This is a genomic window from Marinomonas sp. FW-1 (assembly GCF_005222245.1).
GTDB classification, from domain to species: Bacteria; Pseudomonadota; Gammaproteobacteria; order Pseudomonadales; family Marinomonadaceae; genus Marinomonas; species Marinomonas alcarazii.
In genome coordinates this window covers 224,868-250,409 of record NZ_CP025987.1, presented here as the reverse complement: position 1 = coordinate 250,409, position 25,542 = coordinate 224,868, and the positions used below count along the sequence as shown (strand labels likewise).

25 protein-coding genes are annotated in these 25,542 nt (G+C 44.3%); 10 read left to right on the top strand and 15 right to left on the bottom strand.

What is annotated here, in order from left to right:
* Positions 1 to 157: 157 nt before the first annotated feature.
* Positions 158 to 1,792: a methyl-accepting chemotaxis protein gene (locus tag C1X04_RS01100; protein WP_175404871.1), complete on the top strand. Its 1,635-nt coding sequence runs from the start codon at positions 158 to 160 to the stop codon at positions 1,790 to 1,792.
* A 93-nt stretch (positions 1,793 to 1,885) separates the two neighbouring features.
* On the opposite strand, the gene sstT is transcribed toward C1X04_RS01100, so the two are convergent.
* Positions 1,886 to 3,106: a serine/threonine transporter SstT gene (gene sstT, locus C1X04_RS01095; RefSeq protein ID WP_254682303.1), complete on the bottom strand. Its 1,221-nt coding sequence runs from the start codon at positions 3,104 to 3,106 to the stop codon at positions 1,886 to 1,888.
* A gap of 223 nt (positions 3,107 to 3,329) precedes the next feature.
* On the opposite strand from sstT, the gene C1X04_RS01090 reads away from it, so the two are divergent.
* Positions 3,330 to 3,968, top strand: a complete 639-nt coding sequence (locus C1X04_RS01090) for an NAD(P)H-dependent oxidoreductase (protein ID WP_110574581.1) — start codon at positions 3,330 to 3,332, stop codon at positions 3,966 to 3,968.
* Between the two features lie 182 nt (positions 3,969 to 4,150).
* The gene (locus C1X04_RS01085) at positions 4,151 to 4,684 is read left to right on the top strand and encodes a DUF3750 domain-containing protein (protein ID WP_110574579.1); all 534 of its coding nucleotides are present in this window, start codon (positions 4,151 to 4,153) and stop codon (positions 4,682 to 4,684) included.
* 85 nt (positions 4,685 to 4,769) lie between these two features.
* On the opposite strand, the gene C1X04_RS01080 is transcribed toward C1X04_RS01085, so the two are convergent.
* From C1X04_RS01080 to prlC, 4 genes are read right to left on the bottom strand one after another with little or no spacing between them, the layout of a single operon-like run.
* On the bottom strand, positions 4,770 to 5,030 hold the full coding sequence (locus tag C1X04_RS01080) for a YheV family putative zinc ribbon protein (RefSeq protein WP_110574577.1): 261 nt from the start codon (positions 5,028 to 5,030) through the stop codon (positions 4,770 to 4,772).
* Between the two features lie 13 nt (positions 5,031 to 5,043).
* Positions 5,044 to 5,784 carry an HIRAN domain-containing protein gene (locus tag C1X04_RS01075; RefSeq protein ID WP_137168948.1) on the bottom strand — a complete coding sequence of 247 codons (741 nt, stop codon included), beginning with the start codon at positions 5,782 to 5,784 and terminating at the stop codon, positions 5,044 to 5,046.
* Positions 5,777 to 6,724 carry a hypothetical protein gene (locus C1X04_RS18590; protein WP_137168947.1) on the bottom strand — a complete coding sequence of 316 codons (948 nt, stop codon included), beginning with the start codon at positions 6,722 to 6,724 and terminating at the stop codon, positions 5,777 to 5,779. Before C1X04_RS18590 ends, C1X04_RS01075 begins: the two co-directional genes overlap by 8 nt.
* Positions 6,725 to 6,759: 35 nt before the next feature.
* On the bottom strand, positions 6,760 to 8,790 hold the full coding sequence (gene prlC, locus C1X04_RS01065; protein WP_137168946.1) for an oligopeptidase A: 2,031 nt from the start codon (positions 8,788 to 8,790) through the stop codon (positions 6,760 to 6,762).
* Between the two features lie 168 nt (positions 8,791 to 8,958).
* Here prlC and C1X04_RS01060 point away from each other — a divergent pair, with 168 nt between their 5' ends.
* Genes C1X04_RS01060 through C1X04_RS18725 form a run of 3 tightly spaced genes read left to right on the top strand, consistent with a single transcriptional unit; the run spans position 8,959 to position 10,317 of the window.
* Entirely contained in the window at positions 8,959 to 9,501 is a 543-nt protein-coding gene (locus tag C1X04_RS01060) for a gamma carbonic anhydrase family protein (RefSeq protein ID WP_137168945.1), read from the top strand.
* The gene (locus C1X04_RS01055) at positions 9,498 to 10,124 is read left to right on the top strand and encodes an RNA polymerase factor sigma-70 (protein ID WP_110574571.1); all 627 of its coding nucleotides are present in this window, start codon (positions 9,498 to 9,500) and stop codon (positions 10,122 to 10,124) included. The genes C1X04_RS01060 and C1X04_RS01055 overlap by 4 nt, the downstream gene beginning before the upstream one ends.
* A 1-nt stretch (position 10,125) precedes the next feature.
* On the top strand, positions 10,126 to 10,317 hold the full coding sequence (locus C1X04_RS18725; RefSeq protein WP_110574569.1) for a zf-HC2 domain-containing protein: 192 nt from the start codon (positions 10,126 to 10,128) through the stop codon (positions 10,315 to 10,317).
* 26 nt (positions 10,318 to 10,343) lie between these two features.
* Here C1X04_RS18725 and znuB read toward each other — a convergent pair whose 3' ends face one another.
* The 8 genes from znuB to C1X04_RS01010 form a co-directional block, all read right to left on the bottom strand.
* Complete coding sequence (gene znuB, locus C1X04_RS01045; protein ID WP_137168944.1) at positions 10,344 to 11,135, bottom strand: zinc ABC transporter permease subunit ZnuB; 792 nt, start codon at positions 11,133 to 11,135, stop codon at positions 10,344 to 10,346.
* A gap of 38 nt (positions 11,136 to 11,173) precedes the next feature.
* Positions 11,174 to 11,950, bottom strand: a complete 777-nt coding sequence (gene znuC / locus C1X04_RS01040) for a zinc ABC transporter ATP-binding protein ZnuC (protein ID WP_110574564.1) — start codon at positions 11,948 to 11,950, stop codon at positions 11,174 to 11,176.
* Positions 11,947 to 12,447, bottom strand: a complete 501-nt coding sequence (locus tag C1X04_RS01035; protein WP_137168943.1) for a Fur family transcriptional regulator — start codon at positions 12,445 to 12,447, stop codon at positions 11,947 to 11,949. Before C1X04_RS01035 ends, znuC begins: the two co-directional genes overlap by 4 nt.
* The gene (locus C1X04_RS01030) at positions 12,447 to 13,424 is read right to left on the bottom strand and encodes a nickel/cobalt transporter (protein ID WP_137168942.1); all 978 of its coding nucleotides are present in this window, start codon (positions 13,422 to 13,424) and stop codon (positions 12,447 to 12,449) included. Before C1X04_RS01030 ends, C1X04_RS01035 begins: the two co-directional genes overlap by 1 nt.
* A gap of 113 nt (positions 13,425 to 13,537) precedes the next feature.
* The gene (locus C1X04_RS01025) at positions 13,538 to 14,158 is read right to left on the bottom strand and encodes a MarC family protein (RefSeq protein ID WP_110574558.1); all 621 of its coding nucleotides are present in this window, start codon (positions 14,156 to 14,158) and stop codon (positions 13,538 to 13,540) included.
* A gap of 36 nt (positions 14,159 to 14,194) precedes the next feature.
* The gene (locus tag C1X04_RS01020) at positions 14,195 to 14,830 is read right to left on the bottom strand and encodes a LysE family translocator (protein WP_110574556.1); all 636 of its coding nucleotides are present in this window, start codon (positions 14,828 to 14,830) and stop codon (positions 14,195 to 14,197) included.
* 53 nt (positions 14,831 to 14,883) lie between these two features.
* Positions 14,884 to 15,450, bottom strand: coding sequence for a DUF1007 family protein (locus C1X04_RS01015; RefSeq protein ID WP_254682302.1), 567 nt, complete (start codon positions 15,448 to 15,450; stop codon positions 14,884 to 14,886).
* A 25-nt stretch (positions 15,451 to 15,475) separates the two neighbouring features.
* Positions 15,476 to 16,438, bottom strand: coding sequence for a homoserine kinase (locus C1X04_RS01010; RefSeq protein ID WP_137168941.1), 963 nt, complete (start codon positions 16,436 to 16,438; stop codon positions 15,476 to 15,478).
* 254 nt (positions 16,439 to 16,692) lie between these two features.
* On the opposite strand from C1X04_RS01010, the gene C1X04_RS01005 reads away from it, so the two are divergent.
* The 4 genes from C1X04_RS01005 to C1X04_RS00990 all read left to right on the top strand — a co-directional run bounded on the left by C1X04_RS01005 (position 16,693) and on the right by C1X04_RS00990 (position 23,669).
* A complete protein-coding gene (locus C1X04_RS01005) occupies positions 16,693 to 17,790 on the top strand; it encodes a GGDEF domain-containing protein (protein ID WP_137168940.1) in 1,098 nt (365 codons plus the stop codon).
* Positions 17,791 to 17,932: 142 nt separating this feature from the next.
* The gene (gene polA / locus C1X04_RS01000; protein WP_137170684.1) at positions 17,933 to 20,686 is read left to right on the top strand and encodes a DNA polymerase I; all 2,754 of its coding nucleotides are present in this window, start codon (positions 17,933 to 17,935) and stop codon (positions 20,684 to 20,686) included.
* Between the two features lie 28 nt (positions 20,687 to 20,714).
* The gene (locus tag C1X04_RS00995) at positions 20,715 to 21,701 is read left to right on the top strand and encodes an Abi family protein (RefSeq protein WP_137168939.1); all 987 of its coding nucleotides are present in this window, start codon (positions 20,715 to 20,717) and stop codon (positions 21,699 to 21,701) included.
* 882 nt (positions 21,702 to 22,583) lie between these two features.
* Positions 22,584 to 23,669 carry a hypothetical protein gene (locus C1X04_RS00990; protein WP_137168938.1) on the top strand — a complete coding sequence of 362 codons (1,086 nt, stop codon included), beginning with the start codon at positions 22,584 to 22,586 and terminating at the stop codon, positions 23,667 to 23,669.
* Positions 23,670 to 23,671: 2 nt separating this feature from the next.
* Here C1X04_RS00990 and C1X04_RS00985 read toward each other — a convergent pair whose 3' ends face one another.
* Both C1X04_RS00985 and C1X04_RS00980 read right to left on the bottom strand, forming a co-directional pair.
* Complete coding sequence (locus tag C1X04_RS00985; RefSeq protein ID WP_137168937.1) at positions 23,672 to 24,343, bottom strand: hypothetical protein; 672 nt, start codon at positions 24,341 to 24,343, stop codon at positions 23,672 to 23,674.
* Positions 24,336 to 24,737, bottom strand: a complete 402-nt coding sequence (locus tag C1X04_RS00980; protein WP_137168936.1) for a hypothetical protein — start codon at positions 24,735 to 24,737, stop codon at positions 24,336 to 24,338. Before C1X04_RS00980 ends, C1X04_RS00985 begins: the two co-directional genes overlap by 8 nt.
* Positions 24,738 to 25,542 lie beyond the last annotated feature (805 nt).

Here is a 25,542-nt window from a genome sequence, read left to right as displayed (position 1 = left end):
TACTGATTAAAGACGGTTTTCTTATACTCTCGTGCATTTTCTCAACTAATCGACCAAGCATATCTTGCTCTGTAAAACATAAATGGACTTTGAGTTTCACAGCAATGGCGTAATAAATATAACTTACTGTGGGTAATACATCGTGATATTCAACAAAATGTCTCTAAAAGCTCAATTTATTTCCGTAATAGCACTGCCTTGCCTTGTGCTCTTACTTGTTAGTTGGGCTGGCTTACGCGGCCTTTCTAGTGGACAAGAGCAAACTAAACAATTAGCCGAAAATACAAGCGCACCACTGCGATCTCTGGCAGAAGTGGCATCACGTATACCTCGTATGCGTGTTGGTATCGATATTATCTTGCTGCAAGAAATTCCAGCCATGCAAGATCAAAAAGGCGCTCTCACTCGCGTTAAAGAAACCCGTACCGAAGATATCCCAGAAATGGATATGGCGCTCAAGGAAGCATTAAATTCCCAAGTTAATCCTAAAATGCGTGCTGAAGTACAAAAACTCATAGACGTGTTTGCTAAAGTTAAACGTGACGAACTAACGCCTATGCTGGCCGCCATTGAAAATAATGACTTGCCGACCGCGCAAGAAATATACAAAACAAAATACGCAAACAGCTATGGCGTTATGCGTAAAGCTGTCAATGTGCTCCTAGACGAACTGCTTGAGCAAGGCCAGCAAAGCTATGCCCAAAGCCAGCTAAATTATGAAAAAAGCCGCAACAACATGATCAGCTTAATCGTGGTTGCCTTATTGGCTTCTATTCTCTTGGCTTGGTTGATCTTACGTCGTCTTAACAGCCGCGTGTCTTATCTACAGCAACATATTTCAAGCGCGAGTGACAAACTGGACCTTGGCTCTGTGATGTCTCTAGATGGCAAAGACGAACTTAGCGATATCGCCCAACATTTTAATCAGTTTATCACTAAAGTCCGCACGGCTATTGAAAACGTTGCTGAAAACTCCCGTCAGCTTGCCCATACTGCAAACGACGTCGCATCGAAAGCCAAAGCAACGCACACCAACTGTTTAAATGAGCGCGACCGTACCACTCAAATCGCCACCGCCATTCATGAAATGGGCGCGACCGTTGAAAACATCGCTGAAAACGCGTCTCAAGCGGCCAAGGCTGCCCAAGAAGCGGATAAGCAAGCTCATCAAGGCGCTGGCTTAGTCGCACGCGCTCGCCAAGGAGTAACGGCGCTATCTACTGAAATACAACACATCAGTGCCGACATTGATTCTTTAGCAACGCAGACTGATTCGATTGGTAGCATTCTAGACACCATTCGTAGTATCTCTGAACAAACGAACTTATTGGCTTTGAACGCCGCGATAGAAGCGGCTCGGGCTGGTGAACAAGGTCGAGGCTTCGCCGTCGTTGCCGATGAAGTACGTAACCTTGCCAGCCGCTCTGCTGCATCGACTGACGAAATCCAAAAAATGATCGACAAGCTCCAAGAACAGTCGGCCAAAACCGTTGCGACCATCCAATCTGGACAAGATCAAAGCACCGAAGTAGTTGGTCAGGCGAATGAAGCCAATACATCGCTGGAGCAAATTACAGCGCACATTGGCCAGATCAGTGACATGAACATTCAAGTTGCCACTGCGACAGAAGAGCAATCTCTCGTGGTAAACGACATGAGCAAAAACGTTGAAGAGATTAATCAGCTAACAACAGAAACGTCGGAAATCGCCGATGAACTGACAGCATCAAGTACCAACTTGCAAAAACTGTCTGTACAACTTGATAAACTGGTTACCCAATTTAAGCTTTAAAACAGCCTAAACCAGCACATTATAGAAACCAAAAAGGGAAGCACTTTGCTTCCCTTTTTTGTCATCGCAGAGCGATAATCACATTATGGCAATCTAGTTCTTATCATTAGAAAGACAAGCCGCCGCTGTAAATAACGCATCCGTCGAGCTATTTAATGCCGTTTCAGCAGAATCCTGTAAAACGCCAATAATAAAACCAACCGCCACAACCTGCATGGCAACTTCGTTGGAAATATTAAATAAGCTACACGCCAACGGAATCAGCAACAGCGAACCACCCGCCACACCAGAAGCACCACACGCAGAGACAGCCGCAATCACACTAAGCAATAACGCGGTACCAAAGTCCAAGGTAATACCTAAGGTATTTACGGCTGCCAAAGTTAACACCGTAATCGTGATGGCAGCGCCAGCCATATTAATGGTCGCACCCAAAGGAATAGACACGGAATAAGTATCTTCGTCCAAGTCTAAGCGCTTACAAAGGTCCAAGTTAACCGGAATGTTCGCAGCAGAGCTGCGGGTAAAAAATGCGGTTACGCCACTTTCTTTTAGACACTTAAATACTAAAGGATAAGGGTTACGACGAAGTTTCCAGAATACCAATAATGGGTTCGTCACTAACGCAATAAACAGCATGGCACCAATCAATACAGCCAACAAATGGGAATAGCCAAGCAAGGCATCAAAGCCTGTCGCCGCAATCGTACTGGCCACCAAACCAAAGATACCAAACGGCGCCAAGCGAATAATAAAAGAAACAATGCCGGTCACGCTGGATGATAAATTCTGAAGAACGGATTTTGTTGTATCGGAGGCATGACGTAGTCCCAAGCCCAAGCCAATCGCCCAAGTCAGAAGACCTACATAATTGCCCTGCACCAAAGCGTTTACAGGGTTATCGACCATCTTAAATACCAAGGTATGTAAGACTTCACCTATGCCTTGTGGTGCACTTTTACTTAAATCAGGAGAGACCAAATTTAGCTCGGTCGGAAAAGCAAAACTGAACACAACCGCCGTTAATGAAGCGATAAAGGTACCAATAATATAAAGCAGAATCACTGGGCGAATATGGCTTTGCTGACTTTGCTTGTGATTGGCAATCGACGCCATCACCAGTATGAACACCAAGATTGGCGCAATGGCTTTGAGGGCCTTGACGAAGAAGTCACCAAGCAAACTGGTCGATAAAGCTATACTCGGTGCGACATAGGCGAGAACAATACCACACACAATACCGATGGCAATTTGCAACACTAAACTACCGCGAAGATAACGCTGAAACAACGAAGGTTTTTGATCAAATGTCATTAGAAGGGGGTCCATTGAAATTTTCAAAGCCGCACCTTACTTCATCCTCGCTTAAAAATGAACCATTTTAGGGCGTTATTGCCGATATTATTGCAACATACCAACCAAATCGGAGAATTAACCGATTATTCAACTTCCTTACTTTATGCTTAAAGTTCGACTTGAACTTAATCATTACAAGACCAATATTAAGGGAATACAAAAACCTTATTTAGGAATAACCATGTCGAATTTGTTAGAAAAATTAAACTGGCGCTATGCCACAAAGAAAATGGACTCAAGCAAAGTCGTTGAGCAAGAAAAAGTAGACCGCATTCTAGAAGCGATCCGCCTAACAGCGACATCAAGCGGCCTTCAGCCTTACGAAGTTATTGTTGTAAAAAACAAAGCCCTGCGTGAAGCCATCGTCCCTCATGCTTGGAACCAAGCGCAAATCACTGACGGTTCGCATCTTTTGGTTTTCGCTGCATGGGATAACTACACAGAAGAACGCATTAACAAAATGTTCGACCTAGTAAACGATGAGCGTGGCTTTAAAAATGAAGGTTGGGAAAACTACCGTCAAATGATTTTAGGTGCTTACCCTCCTCGTGATGCTGAAGTGAATTACCAACATGCTGCTCGTCAGGCTTACATTGGTCTAGGCACGGCTCTAATTGCCGCTGCTGAAGAAGGCGTAGACAGCACGCCAATGGAAGGCTTTGATCCTGCAAAAGTTGACGAGATTCTAGGTCTAACAGAACGCGGTCTGCGCTCTGTGATTCTGCTTCCTTTGGGCTACCGCGCAGACGAAGGCGACTGGTTGAAAGATCTGAAAAAAGTCCGTCGTTCGAAAGAAGATTTCATCACTGAAATGAACTAATTTTCTGTTTCATTGAAACAACAGATCTAAAACGCCAGCCTGCTGGCGTTTTTTTATGCTTCTTTCTTGAACTTGGCAAAAAATAGGGAACAGTGCTGCCAAGCTCAAAAAGAATGACCCAAACCGGCTGAAACCTGCGTATGTTAGTAGAACTAAAACTATCCAATTGCCAAGGACTCAGCATGCCAAAGTATCTAGGACTTCTATTCATCACACTATTCTTAAGTGCTTGCTCTTCAAACGACAACTGGCGCACCGCAAGCCGAGAACCAGCGGGTATCGCACCCTCACCAGAAACAGAAAAACAAGCCGTTATCGAGTTTTATGCCGCCGATGCTTTTAGTTGGCGAGGCTGGTTTGCGGTTCATACTTGGGTGGCAACCAAAGAAAAGAACGCGTCTGAATACACTGTCCACGAAGTCGTCGGTTGGCGAGTAAAAAGAGGACTTCCTGCCCTATCTGAATACACAACGACAACACCGGACCGTTATTGGTTTGGTGCGAAACCAGAGAAAGTGCTTTCGATTATTGGCCCTAAAGCCGAAGCATTGATTCCGAAAATAGACGAAGCGGTAAAACGTTACCCCTGGAAAAACGAATACACAGTGTTCCCAGGGCCAAACAGCAACACTTTCCCAGCGTGGATTGGCTTGCAAGTGCCAGAACTGGATCTTGATATGCCATTTCGCGCCATCGGCAGTGGTTATGCAGATTAAAAACGCTTAATCGCAAGAAAACTGAGCAACAAAAAAGCGAATGGTGGGAGCACCATTCGCTTTTTATCATCTAACCTATCCCAGCTTAGTGCTTAGTCGAACCGGGATTTGGGATGAAGTTAATCACCACTTCTTCCGCTTCTGGAGAACTGCTATGGGGCTGATTCACTCGAGTAGGAATCTCGGTTGGCTGCGCCTGTATTACCGTAGATTGCTCATCCGTGTAACCACAACCAACGCACTCACGATATTGCTTTTCAGCATCATCGTCGCGCCAAGCACGAATTTTATCCATCTCACTACAACGAGGGCACACAGCCCCTGCGATAAAGCGTTTTACTGTCATAATACAAATCACCTTAATTGGTTAGTGGTAAATACTCATCACTAGCCATAAAAATATTTTTTGACTCTGGTGGAATTTTTCCCTTAACTCTACAAAGCAACTTATAGCTCTCTGGTGCCTCACTAGAAATTTTATCTACACTAAAAACCACTGTTTCAGGACGCTCTCTCAAAATTTCAGACAATTCTAAAGATAAATATCTAGGCACATACCCTAAGACCTCAGGTAAGTTATTTGTTCTGAGGAGAATTGCATTTTTGTCGAACTCATTCTGGACATCCAGACACGGATACAAATTATCACCAGAGCTAATATTATGAATTCTCTTTTGTGAACTTTCTGACAAATATCGCCCTCCATGAACAAAAAAAACATGCTCAAAATGACCATCATTTTCTAAATCGACCTTGGGAAATAGTTGTAAGTTATCAGTTCCCCTTACCCCACCAGACCTAGTGAGTAAATCCATACTATTTGCGGTTTCACTATCCAACCCTAGCCAAGAAATGAACTTGGGAAACTCTGGCCTTTTAGATGATAATAAACGATTCTGGAATACTGGAAATAAATCAAAAGACCGATACTCTTTCGTCAAATTATCCATACCACTAAAAGGAACAAAGTTTTTTGTGTTTTTGCATCCTTGCGTATATCTAAATGAGTATTGATCGTTTTCGTAGTTCAAAACACCGATAACGTGCCAATCTCTTGAATCAGGATCTTGCCAAGTTAAGAATGCGGTTTGTTTACTCATAATACTTTAATAACCTTTTTCGATTTTCAATAACCACCTTGTAGGCAAACTCCCTACCAACTTCTGATAACAGATCTGGTGGTATTCGATCGAATACTCTCTTAATCTTTGCTTCTGTTAATAAGTCTAACTTTGACAACCAGTGTACCTTAGCCAAAGGATACTTCTGCACTGCATGAATAAAAGCGTCGAGTGTTTTCATAGGTTTTTTATCAGTTTTAAATTTATATAACTGTGATTGTGCCTTTTGCACAAATTTCTCAACCGATCGATTTCTATCTTTAGTAGTCAATCTTTCTCTACGCTCTTTATCTAACAATTCTCTTCCCATACTTGCTGCATGATCGTATGTTGGACACAACCTAAATATAGGAGATCCACTCATAGCCTCAACTATAACAGCCCAATTTTCGTGATGCCTATCCTGATTACTGATTAAAGCATCTAACATTAAATATCCACAAAAAACTCCTGCAGCGTCCAAGCCATCCAAGTCAAAATCAGATTTAGGTGGCTGGATCTTAGACTTGTATAGAAACGCTAAAACCCTAGTAACGGTGTGACTTGTAATTCTCTGTTTATTATCAGCAAAGTCCACTGGTGCAGGATATTCATCAGGATCATCTTTATTTAGCAGCTCATTCCCCATCACTAAATGTTCGTTCTTATCAACAATATTTGGAGAGACCACGCCATAACGATCATCATGTATAGCAATATCATACTTAACATGTGGTATTTCTAATAATTCACATAATTGCTCCGCACACTTCTCAGACCAATGCTCTCCAGTATTAGGTCTAGAGTATTTAAATAGTGTTCTTTGGCTATCTGGAGAGCTTAAATCTCGAAACCAAAATTTTTCCTTGGTTCCTAACTGCTCATATAACTCAGCATTTTCTGTTAGCTTTTGAACAATGTAATAGTCTCTAACGTCCATGTATTATGCCCATCACTACATTCATCAACAAATATTCATGCCGCGATGCCGCTGTGTCTCAATAAGGCATCGGTGCTTGGCTCACGGCCACGGAATTCAGCGAATAATTCCGCTGCTGGACGAGAGCCGCCATTGGCCAATATGGTATCACGGAAGCGTGCGCCCGTATCTTTATTGAAGATACCCTCTTCTTCGAATTTCGAAAAAGCATCCGCCGACAAAACTTCCGCCCATTTGTAGCTGTAATAACCCGCCGCGTAGCCACCAGCAAAAATATGCGAGAAGCTGTTTTGGAAGCGGTTAAATTCAGGTGGTGTGGTCACCGCCACTTTGCTACGAACATCATCAAGTACCGATTGAACGGAAATGCCCTTTTGATATTCCATGTGCAAACGGAAATCGAACAAAGAAAATTCCAATTGACGCATCATCTGCATACCAGATTGGAAGTTCTTCGCCGCTAGCATCTTGTCTAATAAGTCCTGTGGCAGCGGTTCACCGGTTTCGTAATGACCTGCAATATGAGCCAGCGCTTCAGGCTCGTAGCACCAGTTTTCCATAAATTGACTTGGTAACTCGACCGCATCCCACGCCACGCCATTGATACCCGACACAGAAGAAACGTCCACCTGCGTCAACATGTGATGCAAACCGTGACCAAATTCATGGAATAAGGTGGTCACTTCGTTATGAGTAAGCAAAGCAGGATTGTCACCTATAGGTGGCGTAAAATTACACACAAGATAGGCAATTGGCAGCTGCAAACGGTCATCACTCAAACGTCGACGAGTACGACAAGAATCCATCCATGCCCCACCGCGTTTTGCTTCGCGTGCATACGGATCGAGATAGAAGCGAGATACGTCTTCGCCATCCTTGCTAATGGTGAATAACTGCAAGTCCTTGTTATAGCTATCAAATTCTTTTTCTTCGCGAATATCCACGCCAAATAAGGTTTGTGCCACGTGAAACAATCCGGATAACACTTTGTTCATCGGGAAGTAAGGACGCAGCTCTTCTTGGGAAATACTGAACTTATGTTGACGCAATTTCTCTGCGTAGTAAGTCATGTCCCAAGCGTTCAATTCTTCCACGCCATTTTCGTCTTTTGCGAAGGCCGTCAATTGTGCAAGATCTTGTTCTGCCGAGCTTTTTGATTTTTTAGCAAGGTCTTCCAAGAAATCGATCACCTGCTGACCATTGTCGGCCATTTTCGTGGCAACGGACAATTCAGCGTAATTATCAAAGCCGAGAATATGAGCCATTTCATGGCGTAACTCTAAAATTTCGTCGATCAAAGGTGCGTTATTAAATTTGATGTCGCCACCTTGATCAGACGCGCGAGTCGCAAAGGCACGATACATTTCTTCGCGTAATTCCGCGTTGTCAGCGTAACTCATTACTGGCATGTAAGATGGAAAGTCTAGGGTGAATAACCAACCGTCTTTGTCTTTGGCTTGTGCCATTTGCTTCGCTTGCGCCAGAGCAGACTCAGGCAAGCCTGACAACTCACTTTCGTCGGTGATTAATTTGCTCCACGCTTGTGTCGCATCCAAAACGTTTTCGCCAAATTGGCTGCTAAGTTCAGACAAACGCTGGCTGATCTCACCATAACGTTTCTTGGCATCGCCTTCTAAGCCGACACCAGACAATTCGAAATCACGAATCGTTTGCGCCAAGGCTTCGCTTTGAGCTTGGCTTAGCGTTTTCGCTGCCTCACTTTCAGCAAGATTTTTGTAAGCTTGGTACAAAGCTTTATTTTGCCCAAGATCGGTATAGAACTGTGTCAATTTTGGCAAACAAGCGTTGTACGCTGCTCGCAAATCTGGGGTGTTTTTTACTGAGTTCAAATGGCTGATTGGAGACCAAAAATTGTTTAAGTCGTCGTGCAGTTGATCCAAGGGCAAAACAAGGCTTTCCCATGTTGGATTGCTGTTCTCGCTCACACAAGCCTCAATAGCAGCTTGACTGTGCTTCAGCAGTTTCTCTAGATCTGCTTCGATGTTCGCAACATCAATTCCAGTAAAATTCGGTAAGCTGGTCGCGTCCCATACAGACTGTGACATATCATGATATCCTTTTATAAATTGAACGCTGCATTGCATTAATCAATACTATTCCTACTAAGATAGGTTGTCTTAACACTTTTTCAATGCATAAAACGCTATTGTGTTAATAGTTCCTTCATTTATTAGCACATTCTATAAACCAACCTCTTTGTAAGTGAGCATTATATGGTGATGAAATCTTTCCGTGGCAAAACACCACAACTTGGTGACCGTGTTTGGGTCGACGACAGTGCCGTGATTATTGGCGACGTTAACATTGGCGAAGACAGTTCAGTATGGCCTTTGGTTGCAATTCGTGGCGATATGCACCGTATTCGCATTGGCGCTCGCACCAGTATTCAAGACAACTCCTGCTTGCACATTACGCATGCCAGCACTTACAAGCCTGAAGGCCATCCGCTTACCATCGGCGACGATGTGACCGTAGGCCATATGGCGATGTTGCATGGCTGCACCATTGGTAGCAGAGTACTGGTGGGTATGAGCACAACCATTCTTGATGGTGCTGTGATTGAAGACGAAGTGATTATCGGCGCAGGCTCTTTAGTACCACCAGGCAAACGTTTAGAGTCTGGTTTTATGTACATGGGGTCGCCAGTCAAACAAGTTCGTCCACTTAACGATAAAGAAATCGAGTACTTTCAATATGCGGGCCTTAACTACGTCAAATTGAAAGACGAGTACCTTGCGCAAGCAGAAAACGAATGACAAATGCGAACCTCGCTGCAGAATTAGACAATTCTGCAGCAAGCCTCTTTGAAGATACGGCTTTTATTGAAGCATTACGCTCGCAAATGCTGAAATTCGCAAGGCTTCAAGTACGAGACAATCAGTTAGCCGAAGACGCCGTGCAAGAAGCGATGATCTCTGCCTTTCAAAACATTGATCGCTTTGCACGCCAAGCGGCTTTTAAAACTTGGGTATTCTCTATCTTAAAGAACAAGCTAATCGACCAGTTGCGTAAGGAAAAACGCCTCACTGCAGCCAGTCAGCTCGAAAACGGGCCGAACCTCAATGGCGATGCCTTAATAGAGCATCTGTTCGAAGCAAATGGTCATTGGCAAAAAGACGAACGTCCGAAGAAATGGGATCAGCCCGAACACAGCGTAGAGAACCAACACTTTTGGCGAATTTTCGATGCTTGCTTAGATGCGCTACCCACCAAATACGCTCGATTATTTATGATGCGCGAATTTCTTGAAATGGACACACCCGAAATTTGCCATAACGAAGAGGTATCGGTAAGCAGCCTAAACGTCACTTTATACCGCGCTCGTCTACGATTAAGAGAATGTTTAGAAGATCACTGGTTTCAAAAGGAGACGTCGTAATATGATGAAATGCAAACAAGCGACCCAATTGCTCTCGGAGAAACTGGATCGCCCTTTATCCGCTAAGGAAAAAATCCATCTAGCCATGCACATATCAATGTGTGGCCCCTGCCGCCAATTTGGCAAACAAATGGAGATGATCCGCGACTTATCAAAGTCCTATTCCAAAACAAAAGAATCGGACGATCAATAAGTTCGCCGAGCATACGACCGACTCAACTAGCGAAGACGCTTAAACGGCAAGGTATAAGCCACTAAAAACAGCAAAGCCGCGCAGACAACAACACTTGGACCAGTTGGTGTGTCCCAACGATAAGACGCCCACAAACCACCGCAGACAGACAAGCAACCAATCATGCTGGCGAAAGAGGCCATCTGCACAGGCGTCTTCGACAACTTACGCGCCGTGGCAGCAGGAATGATCATCAAAGAGGTAATCAACAACACACCGACGATTTTCATCGCGACCGCAATCACCAAGGCCACCAACAACATTAACAATAAACGAATGGCTTCTACCGGATAACCTTCTACTTTTGCCAGCTCCTCGTTTACAGTAACCGCAAGTAGAGGCTTCCAGAAAGCCACCAATAAGGCGATAACCGACAAACCACCAGCATAAATCCAATACACATCGGCCTGATTAATCGCCAACAAATCGCCAAACAAATAGGCCATCAAATCGATGCGGATATTGTCGAGAAAACTCACCGCCACCAAACCTAACGATAACGCGGAATGAGCCAAAATCCCCAACAAAGTATCGGTGGCGATAATGTGCTTCTTCTGCAAGGTAACCAGCACTAAAGCCAAACCCACACACAACACAATAATCGCTAGATTCAAGTTGATGTCTAATAAGAAACCTAACGCCACCCCTAACAAGGCAGAGTGCGCCAAGGTGTCACCGAAATACGCCATGCGACGCCAAACAACAAACGCCCCTAACGGACCTGCGACCGCCGCCACACCCAACCCACCAAACAAGGCTCTGAGCAAAAGATCTAACATGGTTTTACTAACTCCAATATCGGCTAACTTAGGTGTGATTAATGATGTTTACAATGGGCGTGAGCATCGCCGTCGTCCGACAAAATACTGCCGTGTTCATCATGAACGTGATCGTGCTGATGGGCATAAATAGCGATGGACTCGTCTGCTCCCGGCACGCCAAATAAGGCTTGATAAGCGGGGTGACCCGTGACGTGTTGTGGGCTGCCAGAACAGCACACGTGCTGGTTAATACACACCACGGTATCGGTTTTTGCCATCACCAAATGCAAATCATGGGAAACCATCAAAACGCCGCAATTTAGCTCATTTCGTATGCCTTCAATCAGGTTGTAAAGTTCCACCTGACCATTCACATCCACGCCTTGCACTGGCTCATCGAGCACCAATAAATTCGGTCGATTCAGCAAAGCCCGCGCTAATAAAACACGCTGCGTTTCACCGCCTGACAAAACATGCACCTGGGATTGCAACAAATGAGCAATACCCAGTTTTTCTAAGGTCGGAAGGATTTGCTGTTTATCAACACCACGAACCAAGGCTAAGAAATGCTTCACCGTTAATGGCAAGGTTGGATCAATATGTAGCTTTTGCGGCATATAACCAATGCGCAATGTCTTATGTCTTACCACTTCGCCAGAAGTGGCTTCTTGCAAACCGAGCAGGGTACGAATCAGCGTACTTTTGCCGCTGCCGTTAGGGCCAATCAAGGTGACAATCTCACCTTCACTGATTGTCATATCGATGTTTTCGAGCAACACCCGACCGTCAAACGCAATGCCAATATTGTCAAAGGCAACCAATCGCTTACTCACGCGCTTGCTCCTACTGATTTTTCCTTACACTTCTCACATAAACCCGTTAATTCGATGGTTTCTGCTCGTAATTCAAAGCCTTGGCGCGCGGCTTTTTCAACCAACGCAGCGTGAATGTCTTGGTAATCAAATTCCATAACATTGTGACATTCATCGCAAATCAAAAAATACCCTTTGTGCGCTTTGTCTGCATGGGCACAACCAAGGTAGGCGTTCATCGATTCCACTTTGTGGATAAGACCCGCCCCCAGCAAAAAATCCAAGGCGCGATACACAGTTGGCGGTGCCGAGTTGAACCCTTCTTCCGCCAGTTTCGCCAATAACTGATAAGCGCCTAGCGGACGATGGCTTTCCCAAATCAACTCCAAGGCACGACGGCGTACTTTTGTCAGGCGCTGCCCTTGCTGAATACATAATGCTTCCGCCGTGCTTAGCGCGCTCTCGATACAGTCATTATGATTGTGGTGTACGTGCTGATGTGCGTCTTCATGTTTCATTAGAAAGCCCTTCCTGCATTACTTAAGTAGCTCCAAATCATTGAAGTACTGATGATAATCAAAGCGAAAGCGGCAATAAAACCAAAGGTGCGCGATACTCGTTGTCGCCAAACACGATGCTCACTGCTTAACGCAAAGCCGGTATCACGAACAAAGACACTGACGCCCGCCAAAGCCGCCACTGTAATAGCGGTGCCTAGCGCCATGGCAAAAGTCGCCACCAAGCCCCAAACAAAAATGCCCGTACTCACGGAAAATAACAAAACCAAAATCGCCCCTGTACAAGGCCGAATACCAACCGCAGCCACCATCGCCCAAATACTTCGACGAGCGGTCTTCGCTTCATTCGCGTGATGCGAACAACAAGCGTGATCATCAGAATGACCGTGTGAGTGTGCATGACCGTCATGGCTATGCCCATGATGTGCGTGATCGTGGCTGTGATGCTCTTCTAGGTGATCTTGCGAGTGATCATGACCACAACCAGATTTACCGCGTAACAAACGCACAAAGATCCACACGCCGATCAAACCAACGGCAGCAAAACTCGCTACTTCAAAAAAGCGGCTGATTTGCATCGCTTTTCCCGCCAAAGAAAACACTTGGCTCAGCACCACAATAACCAATATAGCCATCACCGCCTGAACGCCAGCACACAAGAACGCAAGGCTAATACCACGACGAAGCGGGGCTTTGCTTGCCAGCATATAAGCGGAAATAACCGCCTTACCATGACCTGGGCCTGCCGCGTGAAACACACCGTAAAAGAAGCTCGTAGAGATTAATCCCCACAACAAAACCGGACTGCCGCCCTTACTAATAGAGCGAACTAAAGACACTAGCTCACGATGAAACGTTGCCTGCTGAGAAATCACCCACTGGATAAAATCTTGATACACCGCAAAATCCATCGCGGCATAAAGAGGCGAGTTGAGACATAAAAAAGATAACAATAAAAAAGCGACGTTCTTTGCCATAATTGGCTCTCACCGAGATTGGATAGAATTTTGTTATGATATAACAAGTAAAACCCAAGGAGAAGCCAAAGCCTAGAAACGCCGCATTTTGTACAAGATTAACGCATAACCCTTTAGCTAACAGCCGTTGTGACTGGTTCTATAAAGCCCATCACACCGCTCATAAAGATTTGCGCAGCCATGGCCGCCAAGATCAAACCGGTAATTTTAGACAACACATTCAACCCTGTTCGACCCAACATTTTCTCGATCAAGGAACCAGAATACAGAATGATCGCCAAGGTTCCCAAGGCCAACAACAAACCGCACAAACCGATGAACAAATCCCAGCCTTGCAACTCAGCACCATAAACCAGAATCGTACCTATGGTCGCAGGCCCAATAATGGTCGGCACCGCTAATGGCACAACCGACACGTCATCACGTTCTTCACTTGGCATGCCAACGGCATGGTTACGCGTTCCGTCTCGCACCAAACTCAACGCCGACATAAACAACAATATACCAGAGCCAATACGAAAAGAATCCAGCGTGATACCCAATACGGCAAACAAACTGCCGCCAAAAAACAGCAACACAATAGAAATCGCGACCGACGCAATAATGGCTTTATTTGCCACTTGTCGACGGGATGCCGAAGATTCTCCGCGGGTTAACGCAAGAAACATAGACAGCACAAAAAACGGCGCGAAAAGAAAGAAGAACTTAATCGAAGTCGAGATCAATAAACTCATTTAAGGGAATCACCAGTAAAGCACAAAGCCCCGCGATCAGCGTTGACTCAATGCGAGTTTTACACCAAAGCCCAATAGCAATACGCCAGTTAGGCCATCTAAGACCAACGCCACTTTTGGTCGCGCCAGCCAAACTCGCGCCTTATGAACCATAAGTGCAAGAAACGTTTGCCACACCATTGCGATGATAAAGTGCAGTGAGGCCATGAAAAGAGATTGCGCCAAGGCAGAATGGCTAGGGTCAATAAACTGCGGCAAAAATGCCATGTAAAAAATAATCGGTTTTGGGTTCAACACATTAGACAAAATGCCTTGGCGAAAGCTGCCCCATGCCGTTATTGCTTTTGGATTTTTAGCATCATTAAACGTCATGCCGACAGGTTTCATCGCACTGCGAATCGCTTGTACACCCAAATACACCAGATACGCAGCGCCCGCTAATTTAAACGCCGTAAATAATCCCGCAGAACCTAGCAGAATGACCGACAACCCCAGCGCCGATACGGTTGCATGAGCAAACAGCCCCATGCAAATCCCCAAGCTAGTCAAAAAGCCCAATCGCCAGCCGCCAGACGCCGCGTTACGCATCACCAAAATAGTATCCACACCCGGACTCATCGTCAGTACCGTGATAGCGGCTAAGAAAGGCAACCATTGGAAATGTTCTAACATGTGCTTAAACCTTTGTATGAGGCGTTGAAAAGAATCACGAGATGATCATTAGATTAAGGCTGACACGTTAAATCAACCCAAACCGCCACCGATGTTTCGGTCGCTTCACGTTCTACTGGCGTACACACTTCGGATAAAGCACCAGACAAACGCACTAGCCCTTCTTCTAATGGCTCCATGGCGAAATACAATTCGTCGTCACCAAAGGCCAAGCTTAATGTCGATGTTTCCAGATTCACAGGACTAGGCAAATCGATGGCTAGGCGAATCCACAACATTTGGTCACGAATGCGAACATCCGCAACATGCACTTGTTCTGGCAGCAAATCTGCGCCATCTTGCTTCATTTTGATAAAAAAGCCGTAATTTTCAAAGCTCTTAAGCACGTCGATCATGTCGAGCTTTTCTTGGCCTGTTAGCTCGCCATCACCGTCTACGTCGTATTCTGCAATCAAGCTTGTCGATGTAAAAAGATCCAGCTCCCATGTGGCTTCCAGTTTGTCGATCTTCGCTTGATCCACTGTGACACGATACTGCGAATCCACCCAAACATGTGGATGCGCCATCGCAGACCCTGCAAATAGTGCCGTAACGCATAAACACAACCAAAAACGCATCATACTGTGACCCTTTATAAACAGTGCCTTATAGGAACTCGACTAAGCTTGGAGTGTATTGCACTCGAGATTCTAAAATACGTTGGAATTCGAGCGGATCATGTTGCTGCGCCAAACGCTCTGGATCATGCTTCGCGCCATGCCAAGCCTCCAAACGCGACAACCAAAAACGCAACGCGGCGATTTTTAACATATGCGGCCAAGCAAGCACTTCTTCTGGGCTCGCTTCACGCTCATGCAAATAGGCTTTTATTAACGCCTTATACTTGGCTTTATCTAACTCACCTGTCGCCATATCCGAACACCAATCGTTTACCACAATAGCTAAGTCATACATTACCCAAGAATGGCAGGCATTGTAGAAATCGATAATGGCAGACAACTTGTTGCCTTCAAACAAGGTGTTGTTGTAAAACAAATCACCGTGAATCGTGGTCTTAGGAAGGTTTGGGTGTTCCGCGATAAACGCATCAAATTCAGCGATTTGTGATAACAATAACTCGGCTTGTTCAGGCTCTAGCTCACTGGCAATAGCTTGGCTGGTTTTGTGCCACCACGCCACACCACGGTGGCTATCGCGATGAACAGGGAAGTCTTCGCCCGCAATGTGCAGCTTCGCCAAGGCTTCGCCCATTAGTCGGCAAGAGTTTTCATCCGTGCCTTTTAGCTCTCCACCGGGGAAGCAATCAACAATAATAGTCGGGCGACCATTTACTTCACGTAAGCGCTCACCATGGATATCAATCAAGGCCGCTGGAACATTAAAACCTTTGTGTTTCAAGTGTGCGACTACATCTAAAAAGTAAGGAACTTCGTCTAAATCAAACTCTTCAAACAAGGTCACCACATACTTTCCTGTGGTGGTGTTCAAAAAATAGTTGGTATTTTCTACCCCGCCGGAAATGCCTTGGAACGAAACCAGTTCACCTAAATAATAATCGGCCACTAAGGCGCGCATGTCAGAGTCCGAAAGGGAAGTGTAAACAGCCAAGTTTTTACCTATTGTTGTCTAAAAGGGGTGGAATGAAAAAATTATTGCCTATGCTCTACAATTCGCTTCGAAAGGTCAATTCTAACTCACATAAATAGGCCTTTTTCTGTACACAATTTATCTCACCTCCCTCTTTTCCCTTTACATCTCAGACAACTTAAAAAACATATGTTCACGAAGAGACAACAGACGAAAAGAAGCAAACTATCTATTATAGAATTTTATAATGGTGGGAACACCTTACAATCATAGAAATGAAAAACCAAAACGTACAAAATGACATCAAGATATCCACCATCTACAGAATGCTGATCGCCTTTTGTTTGAGCAGCTTTTTATTTTTGGTGTTCTTCGCTGTGTTTCCACGTGGTCACATAATTGATGTGCTTGTCCCTGGATTTAATGTCGCCAGCATGCTGATATTACTGGCGTATTTGCATCAGAACCCGCTAAAACACGCCAACCTTGTTATTAAACTTTGTGCCTTCGTTGGATTGTTTTCCTTGGTTCCCGCCACTTACTATTTTCTTATCATGGCGTGGCTTGGGAAGTGGCGCTTCATTGATGAATTCCCTCCAATAACCGGTGTAATGATCTCAGCTGTGGCAATTGGCATGATCATGCTGCCCAAGGCCTACAAAAATACCGTCGCGCTTGTTTGGCTAATTATCAGTCTACCGATTTTGCATTACTTGGTACTTCACCCTAATGAACTCCATTCGCAGCGCGGTTATGAAATTTTGTCACTACTGGGACCCGCCAGCCTTTTGCTCTGCTCTATTTTGCCTTATCAAAGACGAATCCTGCGTCATTTAGACAGCGTCGCGTCTTTATTGAGAAGAACGGAAGAAGAAGCAGGACGAGACTTCTTAACGGATCTGTACAATCGTCGAGGTTTACAGAATTGGATGGGGCAACTCAATCAAGATGATAAAATCTGTGTCTTACTGATCGACATAGATTATTTTAAAAATATCAATGACCGTTACGGTCATGGTACTGGCGACCATGTTTTAGTAGAAGTGGCCTCTCGCCTTCGCTCTATTTACTTTGAAAAACACATCATAACGCGCTGGGGAGGCGAAGAATTTGCTGTTGTATTGGTCAACCCTAAAACCAGCACCTTGCCCTACATTGGCACTATGTTTCAAAACTCCCTAGGAGCCTTGCCTTACAAAACCGTAGGAAAAGTAACCGTTAGTGTGGGTGTTTCAAACATCGCGGCTCATGAGCACTTTTTTGCATTGGTCGAACAAGCAGACAAGGCGCTCTATAGCGCAAAAAACAATGGCCGAGATCAATCCGTTATTTACAACGACAGTCTATCGCAGCAACGTTCGCCAGTAAGCTAGAACCTCCACAGAAAAAGCTTTCAAAACTTATCCGCCATTTTGGCTGTAAAAACACGCTCAAACACATAGAATAGACCTCATATTTGCCGATTCACAAAGAGGTTCTATTTTGGCTACGGATTCTACAACACAAACTCCACCTATGGTTCTAGTAGACGGCTCGTCTTATCTTTACCGAGCATTCCACGCGATTCCACCCATGCACACCAGCGACGGTCACCCGACCAACGCCACGCGTGGAGTGATCAGCATGATCCGCAGCCTAATCAAAACGTACCCGAACTCTCCAATGGTGATCATTTTTGACGCCAAGGGCAAAACCTTCCGCGACGAGATCTACAGCGAATACAAAGCGCACCGTCCACCCATGCCAGACGACCTGCGCCCACAAATCGAACCGATTCACCGCATGGTGGAAGCCATGGGCTTGCCGCTGGTCATCATCGATAATGTAGAAGCCGACGACGTGATCGGCACCATCGCCAAACAAGTGGGCGAAGCGGGTCGTGAAGTGATTGTCTCTACTGGCGACAAAGACATGGCGCAGCTGGTTACTGAAAAAGTTACCCTTGTGAATACCATGAACAACACCGTCATGGACATCCAAGGCGTAAAAGACAAATTCGGCATTCCGCCAGAACTCATTATCGATTACCTAGCTCTAATGGGCGACAAGGTCGACAACATCCCCGGCGTACCGGGCGTGGGTGAGAAAACGGCCCTAGCCTTATTGCAAGGTCTTGGCAGCATCAAAGACATTTACAATCGCTTAGACGAGATCGCCGATTTGGGCTTCCGTGGTTCCAAAACCATGGCGAAAAAGATGGAAGACAACAAAGAGATGGCCGAGCTGTCTTACACCCTAGCGACCATCAAATGCGACGTGGAACTGCCCTTCGACCCTCAAGAATTGAAAAACGGCGAAGCAGACAAAGACAAACTGCGAGAATGGTTCACCAAGCTAGAATTCAAAACTTGGCTAACTGACCTAGACAAAGCGCCAAGCGTCGAAAGCGCCAGCGACACAGTCGGCAACATCGCCTCTGAACAAAAAGACGGACAAGTAGAAACGCCCGTTAAATCCGATATTGAAGCCAACTACGAAACTGTCTTAGACAAAGCCAGCTTCGCCAAGTGGCTGGAAAAAATCCAAGCCGCTGATCTTGTTGCCTTCGACACAGAAACCACGTCCCTCAACTACATGGCAGCAGAGCTGGTTGGCCTGTCCTTCTCCATCAAAGCAGGCGAAGCCGCTTACGTTCCAGTGGCGCACGATTACGAAGGCGCACCAGAACAGCTGGATCGCGCTTGGGTGCTAGAGCAACTTAAACCTTGGCTCGAAGACGACAGCCAAGCGAAAGTCGGCCAACATCTTAAATACGACGCTAACGTGCTAAACAACTATGGCATCACCTTGCGCGGCATCGCTTACGACACCATGTTGGAATCTTACGTTTACAACTCAGTAAGCTCCCGCCACGACATGGACACATTGGCGAGCAAGTTCCTCGGCCACACCAACGTGAGCTTTGAAGAGATCGCCGGCAAAGGTGCCAAGCAAAAAACCTTCAACCAAATCGACTTAGAAGTGGCTGCCTTTTACGCCGCCGAAGACGCCGACATTACCTTGCGTTTGCATCAAGCGATTTGGCCAAAAATCGAAACCACACCAGAATTGGTCAGCATCTTTAAAGACATCGAATGCCCACTGATTCCGGTCTTGGCGAAAATGGAACAAACCGGCGCCTTGATTGATCCTGAACTGCTTCACGCCCAAAGCGCTGAAATCGCAGGCAAGCTACAAGAGCTAGAAATCAAAGCCCACGAAGAAGCGGGCGAAAGCTTTAACCTAAGTTCGCCAAAACAACTTCAAGTTATTTTGTTCGAAAAACAAGGCTTGCCCGTTATCAAGAAAACCCCAAAAGGCCAGCCATCCACCGCCGAACCAATCTTGCAAGAACTGGCGCAAGACTATGAACTGCCTCGTTTGATCATGGAACACCGCAGCCTGTCTAAGTTGAAATCCACTTACACAGACAAACTGCCGGAGATGATCCAAAAAACCGGCCGCATTCATACCTCTTACCACCAAGCCATTACCGCGACGGGACGTTTGTCTTCGACCGATCCAAACTTGCAGAACATTCCGATTCGTTCTACTGAAGGCCGTCGTATTCGCCAAGCTTTTGTTGCGCCTAAAGGCTACAAACTGGTTGCAGCCGACTACTCGCAAGTCGAATTACGCATCATGGCGCACTTGTCGCAAGATCCGGGCTTATTAGACGCCTTCACCAAAGACGCCGACGTACACAAAGCCACCGCAGCGGAAGTCTTCGAAGTCAGCCTAGACGAAGTCACCACAGAACAACGCCGCCGCGCCAAAGCCATCAACTTCGGCTTGATCTACGGCATGTCTGCCTTTGGTCTCGCTAAGCAGCTTGGCATCGGTCGTCCAGAAGCCGGTAAATACATCAAACGCTACTTCGAACGTTACCCAGGCGTACAGCAATACATGGAAAACACCCGCGAAGGCGCGAAAGAAAAAGGCTACGTAGAAACCATCTACGGTCGTCGTTTGTACCTGCCAGACATCAAAGCGAAAAACGCCATGATGCGCCAAGCCGCCGAACGCACCGCGATCAACGCACCGATGCAAGGCTCCGCCGCCGACATCATCAAACGCGCCATGATCAAAATGCACGACTGGCTAGCAGACACCGACCTAGACGTGAAAATGATCATGCAAGTACACGATGAACTCATCTTCGAAGTCGCCGAAAAAGACCTCGACGCAGCCAAAGAGAAAATCGTCGACATCATGCAGAATAGTAGCCAGATTGACGTGCCTTTGCTTGTAGAGGCTGGGATTGGCAATAATTGGGACGAGGCGCATTAAAAATAACATTTAAAAGCAAGGATGCTTTATGAAATACCAAAAACCTTGGAAATCCTTTGAAGAGCAACTGAGATTGCTCAAAGTTCGTGGAATGAACATTGGTGAACCTAATCAGGCTCGCTCATACCTAGAGCGAATTGGCTATTATCGGTTAAGCGCATATTGGTACCCATTTCGTACCTTCCAATTAGAGATGAATAAACAGAACAATAAACTCGTTCTGAAAGCGCAAGATGATTTTTATAAAAACACCCACTTTTTAGATGCCGTTAACCTATATCTATTTGATAAATCTTTGCGCCTGAGTCTCACCGATGCACTAGAAAGAATCGAAATCGCGCTTAGAGTCGATATGGCCTACTTACTTGGTACTAAAGATGCTTTTGCATACCGAGACAAAACTCTCTTCCACCCCACATTTGCCAATAAAAAGTTTCGTGGTAAACCTGCCTTCGAGGCATGGCAAGAAAAGTACTCGGGATTACTAAAGCGCTCTAAAGAAGACTTCGTAAAACACTTCCATACGCGATACCCAGGCGAAGACCTACCAATATGGATAGCGATCGAAATTTGGGATTTTGGCTCCATGTCTCAGCTTTTTTCGATGATGCAAACCAAAGATCAGGCACAAATTGCTCAGAAATATGGAGTACAAGATTTCTCTGTATTCGCCAGTTGGCTAAGGTCACTAAACTACTTAAGGAATATTGTTGCTCATCACAGCAGACTTTGGAACCGCAACATCATTGATCAGCCTAAACTACCAAACCTTGGTCAGATCGAATGGTGCGATAACTTTATCGGAAAGCAAGACTTGATCGCTAAGCCACTTCTACTTATCGCGATTGTAAGACACCTTATTTTAGGGATTTGTCCAAATACTCATTGGCATATCAGGATAGAGCAGATGCTAGAGAGCTTTCCTGAACTAAAATCAGATAAAACCTGCTCGATTAAAGACATGGGTGCACCAGAATACTGGCAAGAATGGTGGACACAAAAAACCCCCGCGTAAACTCCGAAGAGCCAAGAGGCAGGGGCCGTGTTAAATGCAATACTAAAACACTCGCTAGCTTTGCGCAATGTTATAAACACATTGAAACATGTTCTCAGAACCTTTTACGGCATTGTAAGCGCCTATCACAGCCCCCCTCTGAACAATCATTGCGACTTTTTAACAAACATAAAAAAGAGAAAGACAAATGCTCTCTTTTAAAATGAAAAATGATAGTTCGTGGCAGCCCTTTAGCTCTTTGGGGTCAGGGTGACTAAACAATGTTTAGTCTAACCATCAACAATGATGTCACTGGCGAATCATTGGTAGCGTAAGAACATATGGACAATCCAGTAATGAGTCATATGTTAAGCCCTTCTACATGGTCAATTTTAGTACTGACGCCAACCCATCGCAACCGACAACAAACAGTCTGTGATAAAGACCCTTCAGGTAGACTGTAAAACAACCAAAATGGTCTAGTCGAGAGCTTTTTTAAGCATAAAAAAACTCCTAAGCAAATCAGCTACATCAAGTAGCCTCATTGAAAGGAGCCGTGTTAAGAGTAATTATGTATCAGTCGTTCATTCTTCGCAACGCCGAAATAATTAGGCTAGATATAAGTGCCAAATTATTATCAAATAGATCATAACAATAATGCACGGCTGATAGCGGAAACGACATGGACGTGAAAATGATCATGCAAGTACACGATGAATTGAGCTTCGAAGTGCCGAAAAAGACCCAGGAAAATTTCAAACAAAAATCGTCGACATCATACAGAATAGTAGTTAGATTGATGTACCACTACTTGTAGAAGCAGGAGTTGGGAACAACTGGGACGAGGCGCATTGGGCGCCTAACGTAAAAAGAATAAATTTACATCTAGTTAATGGAATAGTTATGCACAGCTCTCAGGAAGCAATAGAACTAGCAAAGTCATTGTTCAAAAAAATGCCTTGGGAAAGTCAGCTTAGGCCTTTATTAAAATATTATGATTACGAGGTGCACTTAGGTGTCGAAAAAACCCTAAATCCTTTAATGGAAGATTTTCAAAAGGATGAGATGAAGAGCAGAACTTTCCTACTCATATTTAAGAAAATCTATGATGAGCTCTTACTTTGTGGGAATAGAACAGTTCAAATATTTAAGCTTGATGATGATTCAATTGACCATATCAAGAAAGCATCGAAAGAAATCTTTATCTTAGATAGTCCTGAAAAGGAAAGCTTCCCATACTATTTGGATGAAGAAACACTAGAATTATCAGACGAGAAAGCTAAACTAATCCATCTAATTGAAGACGGAGACTTATTAACATTTTACTTTTCTTCGAACAGAAAAATAACTGAACGAATAAGGTTAGAACCAACCCTAAATGATGAAAACGAAGAGATTTTCACTTTTCTAAGCAAGTTTGACAAGGTCACTGCATATAGAAATTTATCAAGACAGTATATTGACATTGTCAACATAGACCTGTCAAAAAAAATCTTGGATATCCGTATAGATGCGACAGACATAAGCAACAAGAAAGATATAGATTCCATATTAGAATCAATTAAGAATGAGTTCAAAGAAGTTTCAAAATGTAGCTTAGAAACCTTCCGGAATAAAGTGAATTTCTTTAAGTCTATTGATGAGTTATATAACGACAACAAAACTGGCCGTGTTGTTGAAATTAGCTTCACAACGGATGATGGTTACATCCACCACGAAAAAGATCGAGGAAGGAATGCATCTGGAGACGTACGTACAAGTTTATTTCATGAAGGAGGAAGAGAAAAAACAGAAATAGACCCATTTAAAATATCTAAACGATGGAGCGATAATTTCAATAAAGAATCGATCAGTTACGAGTTTGAGCTAACTTTGAACTCGAAATATAGAGATTTAAGCAACTCAAGTATCACACTTTTAGATCACTTAATTGTCAAGATGGCCTCAAAGAAATCAAACTATGACAAAATCATAGACCTAGTTTCTTAATTTCATTTTTTCCTATTTCTTCCACTCTTATCCGTTGGATTAAATCGTATAGAAATAGGAATATGCTTAACAGTAAAAGATGTTCCACTTACAGAGTGCGGATGAATACTTCTAAAAAAAAGTTTATCTGCATCTAAGTCCTCTGTTTTAATTCCATTAGTATAATAATAACTATCTGAAATGAGTTTTTTACGCCATTTTTCCATCAAAATTTTTATGCTGCTATTTTTAGTAATAATGAGAATAGCACCCTCATGCTCATTATCTAATCCAGATGAATAGCGCTCACATAACTGTCTAAAACCCTCTAAAAGATACTCATATGAACTATGGATTTTAGACTCACCAATCCATTTAAACCCCTTAGTACTCTCAACCAGTATATCAGGATGACCATTAGTCCAAGAATCATGAGATGCCAGATATCCTAAAAGCTTTAGGCTTGAAGCAATCTCCAAATTAAACCAGTCTTCTTGATAATCTTGCATGTAGGAAGCCATTGGCCTAATTTTCTCTTTTATAATATTTTCTATATCAGAATAAAGTTGCAATAACCAGACATCATATCCCCTATCCGCGGCCAAAATTCTACTCGGAAAACCACCTGCTGTAGGCATATAGTCTTGTATAGCTTCCAGTTCCTTTAATGAATAATCAGAAATCTCTTTACTCATCCCTATCCCTCGAACTGATATAGAAAAACATATAAACATCTGCTTTTACATTCTCTATTACTTCACCAGTTTCTGGATGAGCTATGGCACCTTCAGTTTTAGCATAATAGCTATTTTCTGAATCAAGAATGAAGCTTTCATTTTCTCCAATATATTCAAAACCAACTTTAAACAAGGGCACTCTTTCGCCACTTAAGTATTGAACCAAACAAATCAGCTGATCCCTGCTTAAATCTAATTTTGAAATCCTATGGATAGAGGTAAATGTGAGGTGCGAAAAAGAATCAGGCGTTCCTTCCCTAATTCTTTTCACAATATTCTCACAGGCTGCGGCTATGGGGCTTTCATCTCCCCAATCAACGTATGCGATTCGTATCATTTCATCATATGTCATGACATTCGACTTCTAAATTCCCCATAGAGTCCTTTCTTATCAGATTCTGGCATAGATAAGCGATATTTGCACGACGAACAATTGTTTTAAAAGGCTACTCGCCATTAACAATTGAACAATTGGGGCCACCCATAAGTCAGCCGGAGTCAATGGTGCGATAGAGTCCGGATCGCTTTCATACGAACATAATTCGTAACAATTGTAACAATTGGGGGCAGATGAAAAATCAATCCATCTGACTCGATTTCCTACCGCGCTTTCTTGGCGTCACTCGCCTACCCGTTAGCTTCTCGATCTCCTCTTTGAAACGTTCGTTTCCCAGTGCCATATCTGAATGCGTAGCGGATCGAATCCGTCCGAGTTCTTCTTCTGGGATGTGGTATTTGAATAAAGCTTGGTAACGCTTCGCTCGCGTTTCTTGCTGACGGCTCAGCTTGATATTAAAGCTCAGAGAACAAGTGAGACATGAATTTCCATATCCATATTGGTTAATGAACAATTGGGGGCAGATAAAAATTAATCCTAAAACGAAAAAAGCCATGCTAAGCATGGCCTTCTACTTCGTATGTCTTCGGTGAGCTGCCTAAGCAGGGATATCCGAAGCTCTCACTGGCTATGCTAGTGAAAATAAGTATATTTTTCAATAGAACTAAATATTTACCAACAATTGCCTACAACTGAAAAATCTATTTCCCTTGCAACCCATACTGGAAATTTTTAGAATCACACACAGTGCTTCAGGGCGCATCCGACTCGCGGAAAAAGGTTAACCTTACCTGTAATGCTCCACTCTTTTATATGACAT

Bases quoted from the DNA above. Each gene is read 5' to 3' on its own strand.
- C1X04_RS01080 (WP_110574577.1), bottom strand. From the start codon at position 5,030: ATGACAGTAAAACGCTTTATCGCAGGGGCTGTGTGCCCTCGTTGTAGT.
- C1X04_RS18725 (WP_110574569.1), top strand. From the start codon at position 10,126: ATGATGAAATGCAAACAAGCGACCCAATTGCTCTCGGAGAAACTGGAT.
- C1X04_RS18590 (WP_137168947.1), bottom strand. From the start codon at position 6,724: ATGGACGTTAGAGACTATTACATTGTTCAAAAGCTAACAGAAAATGCT.
- C1X04_RS01015 (WP_254682302.1), bottom strand. From the start codon at position 15,450: ATGATGCGTTTTTGGTTGTGTTTATGCGTTACGGCACTATTTGCAGGG.
- prlC (WP_137168946.1), bottom strand. From the start codon at position 8,790: ATGTCACAGTCTGTATGGGACGCGACCAGCTTACCGAATTTTACTGGA.
- C1X04_RS01085 (WP_110574579.1), top strand. From the start codon at position 4,151: ATGCCAAAGTATCTAGGACTTCTATTCATCACACTATTCTTAAGTGCT.
- C1X04_RS01020 (WP_110574556.1), bottom strand. From the start codon at position 14,830: ATGTTAGAACATTTCCAATGGTTGCCTTTCTTAGCCGCTATCACGGTA.
- C1X04_RS01035 (WP_137168943.1), bottom strand. From the start codon at position 12,447: ATGAAACATGAAGACGCACATCAGCACGTACACCACAATCATAATGAC.
- C1X04_RS01005 (WP_137168940.1), top strand. From the start codon at position 16,693: ATGAAAAACCAAAACGTACAAAATGACATCAAGATATCCACCATCTAC.
- C1X04_RS01025 (WP_110574558.1), bottom strand. From the start codon at position 14,158: ATGAGTTTATTGATCTCGACTTCGATTAAGTTCTTCTTTCTTTTCGCG.
- sstT (WP_254682303.1), bottom strand. From the start codon at position 3,106: ATGACATTTGATCAAAAACCTTCGTTGTTTCAGCGTTATCTTCGCGGT.
- C1X04_RS01100 (WP_175404871.1), top strand. From the start codon at position 158: ATGTCTCTAAAAGCTCAATTTATTTCCGTAATAGCACTGCCTTGCCTT.
- znuB (WP_137168944.1), bottom strand. From the start codon at position 11,135: ATGTTAGATCTTTTGCTCAGAGCCTTGTTTGGTGGGTTGGGTGTGGCG.
- C1X04_RS01030 (WP_137168942.1), bottom strand. From the start codon at position 13,424: ATGGCAAAGAACGTCGCTTTTTTATTGTTATCTTTTTTATGTCTCAAC.
- C1X04_RS00985 (WP_137168937.1), bottom strand. From the start codon at position 24,343: ATGAGTAAAGAGATTTCTGATTATTCATTAAAGGAACTGGAAGCTATA.
- C1X04_RS01060 (WP_137168945.1), top strand. From the start codon at position 8,959: ATGGTGATGAAATCTTTCCGTGGCAAAACACCACAACTTGGTGACCGT.
- C1X04_RS01090 (WP_110574581.1), top strand. From the start codon at position 3,330: ATGTCGAATTTGTTAGAAAAATTAAACTGGCGCTATGCCACAAAGAAA.
- C1X04_RS01055 (WP_110574571.1), top strand. From the start codon at position 9,498: ATGACAAATGCGAACCTCGCTGCAGAATTAGACAATTCTGCAGCAAGC.
- C1X04_RS00980 (WP_137168936.1), bottom strand. From the start codon at position 24,737: ATGACATATGATGAAATGATACGAATCGCATACGTTGATTGGGGAGAT.
- C1X04_RS00995 (WP_137168939.1), top strand. From the start codon at position 20,715: ATGAAATACCAAAAACCTTGGAAATCCTTTGAAGAGCAACTGAGATTG.
- C1X04_RS00990 (WP_137168938.1), top strand. From the start codon at position 22,584: ATGCACAGCTCTCAGGAAGCAATAGAACTAGCAAAGTCATTGTTCAAA.
- polA (WP_137170684.1), top strand. From the start codon at position 17,933: ATGGTTCTAGTAGACGGCTCGTCTTATCTTTACCGAGCATTCCACGCG.
- C1X04_RS01075 (WP_137168948.1), bottom strand. From the start codon at position 5,784: ATGAGTAAACAAACCGCATTCTTAACTTGGCAAGATCCTGATTCAAGA.